This is a genomic window from Brevundimonas sp., assembly GCF_036676055.1.
GTDB lineage: Bacteria > Pseudomonadota > Alphaproteobacteria > Caulobacterales > Caulobacteraceae > Brevundimonas.
The window spans coordinates 1-2,630 of sequence record NZ_JAKFDS010000078.1; the positions used below are offsets into that span (position 1 = coordinate 1).

Consider the following 2,630-nt stretch of genomic DNA (forward strand, 5'->3'; position numbering starts at 1 on the left):
GCGTCCTGCCGGCGCCGGCGGCGGTGCGAGCTCGGCGGCGGCGGCGCCGGTGACTTCGCCGCCGGGGCCGGTCCCGGCCTCTCCTTCGTCGACGCCGACCGGAGCCTCGGCCTCCGGCGGCAGCGGGCGCTCGATGCGGGCGCGCATGTCGGGATCCTTGAGCAGGACGGTCTTCATGATCTCGCGCGCCCGGGGCGCGGCGTCGGCCGAGCCGCCTGCGGGGGCATGCTGGATGATCAGGGCGATGGCGTAGCGTGGCGCGTCGTGCGGCGCGAAGGCGACGAACAGGGCGTGGTCGCGCCGCGTCCACACGGCGTCGCGCGGTCCGCGCGAGCCGGAACCGTAGTCGCGCGACTGCGCCGTGCCGGTCTTGCCGGCCATCTGGATGTCGCCGAGCCCGAGCTGGGAGGCGCGATAGGCGGTGCCGGTGACGTCATTGGCCACGGCCGCCATGCCGCCCCGCACGATGTCGAGATGCTCGCGGCTGAACGGGAGGTCGGCGAAGGCTGGCGCGGCCGGGCGCGCCTCGCCGCCGACCGCCCTGACCAGACGGGGCTGCACCGCTTTGCGGCCATTGGCGATGCGCGAGGTCATCACCGCCAGCTGCAGGGCGTTGACGGCCAGGGCCCCCTGCCCGATCGAGACCGACAGGGTTTCGCCCGGATACCAGGTCCCGTCATCGTCCCATTTGGTGGCGGCGGCGTAGTCGCGCTTCCACTTCGTCGAGGGAACGATGCCCTTCGACTGACCGGCGATGCCGATCTCGTAGGTATGGCCGAAGCCGAGGTCCTCGGCGACGCGGGCGATCCGGTCGATCCCGGCGCGGTTGCACATGTGGTAGAAGTAGGTGTCGCACGAGTTCTTGATGGCGTTGTGCATATCCATCGCGCCGTGACCGCCGCGCCGCCAGCAGCGGAAGGTGCGGTTGCCGTAGCGATAGCCGCCGGTGCAGGTCACCCGCTCGGTCGGATCAATGCCCGCGTCCAGAATGGCGAGGGCCGTGGTCATCTTGAAGGTCGAGCCGGGCGGGAAGGTGCCGTAGATCGCCTTGTCGAGCAGCGGCTTGCGCTCGTAGTCAGCGAGGGCCCGGTAGATGCTGGACGGCACGCCGCCGACGAAGAGATTGGGATCGAACGATGGGGCCGAGACCATGCACAGGATGTCGCCGTTGCGGATGTCCATGACGACGCAACCGCCGGACTCCTCGCCGTAGACCTCGAGCGCGCGGTTCTGCACATCGGCGTCGAGCGTCAGGACCACGTCCTTGCCCGGCACCGCGGGCCGGGAGCCGCCGATGTCCTCAGCCACGACGCGGCCGCGGGCGTCGACCTCGACCCGGTTGCCGCCGGCCTCGCCGCGCAGGTCGGCGTCAAAGGCCTTTTCGACTCCCTGACGGCCGATGCGGAAGCCCGGGTTGTAGAGGATCTCCGGCACCTTCTCGCCGCGTTCCTCGATCGCCTTGATGTCGCGGTCGTTGGGCTTGGCGACATAGCCGATGACGTGGGCGAAGGATCCGCCGAACGGATAGAAGCGGGCCTCGTTCATGTCCGCCATCACGCCCGGAAGCTCGTTGGCGTAGAGGTTGACCCGGGCGAACTCCTCCCAGGTCAGGTCGCTCTTGACCGGGACGGGCGAGAAGCGCGGGGCGGCGTTGACGTCGCGGATGATCGAGCGGCGCCGCTCCATGGTATCCGGCAGCAGGCGGCCGAGCAGGTCGAGGGTCTGGTCGAGGTCCTTGGTCTCGTCGCGGACGACCAGCACGCGGAAGCTGGGCCGGTTGCCGGCGATGACCACGCCGTTGCGGTCGAGGATGCGCCCGCGCGGCGGCGGCACGAGACGGAAGTTGAACTGGTTGTTGGTGGCCAGGGTCGCATACTGCCCGGCCTGGATAACCTGCAACTGGGCCAGCCTGCCGGTCAGGGCGACGCCGCCGAGGGTGGTCAGCCCGCCCATGACGAAGGTGCGACGCAGGAAGGAGCCCTGGCGCTCGTTGGTGTCGGCGAAGAATATCGACGGTTCCGAGCTCATCGGAACCTCACGTCGCCATCCTCGAACCGTTCGATCAGGCGGTGGGCGAACGGGAACAGGAGCAGGGTCGGCAGCACCTGCAGGAAGACCGAGATCAGGCTGGCGGGGGTCCCGGCGATGAAGGCCATGACCACATAGGCGAGCGTGAAGGCCAGCAGGCAGCAGGCGGCGTACCAGACGAACAGAACGGCGGTATCCTGGCCCGCAAGGAAGCTGCGCGAGGCGAGGACGACGCTGTAGATGCCGAGAAAGATCAGCCCCCAGAGGCCGAGCGGGCCGTAGGTCAGGATGTCGAGCAGCAGGCCCAGAACGACCAGCACCAGAGGGGCCAGCACCGACGGGCGGATCAGTGGCCAGGCGAAGGCCAGCACCGTGGGGATAACCGGCTCGGGCAGGTGCAGGCCGAAGACCTCGACCGGGGTCTGAAGAACGATGGTGGCCGCGATGGCGATCAGGGCAGGATAGACGATCCACTGCATCGGCCCGACGACGCGAACCGCGACGGCGCGTCTCATTCGTCGTCCCCCGACGGGGCGGCGGCCGACGGACCGGGAGCGGGCGCGGCCTGGACGGGCGCGGCCGCAGGGGCGGCGGCGGGCGGA

The 2,630-nt window shown here is 70.0% G+C and carries 2 protein-coding genes; both read right to left on the reverse strand.

The features are described 5' to 3' along the window. Window positions 1–2,028, reverse strand: a 2,028-nt coding sequence (gene mrdA, locus V6M45_RS13010) for a penicillin-binding protein 2 (protein WP_332656962.1), incomplete at its 3' end; no start/stop codon positions are given. Continuing rightward, entirely contained in the window at window positions 2,025–2,543 is a 519-nt protein-coding gene (locus V6M45_RS13015) for a hypothetical protein (RefSeq protein WP_332656963.1), read from the reverse strand. The genes mrdA and V6M45_RS13015, both read right to left, overlap by 4 nt. Window positions 2,544–2,630 lie beyond the last annotated feature (87 nt).

Excerpts from the sequence above, each read along its gene's own strand:
- V6M45_RS13015 (WP_332656963.1), bottom strand. The coding sequence starts at position 2,543 with ATGAGACGCGCCGTCGCGGTTCGCGTCGTCGGGCCGATGCAGTGGATC.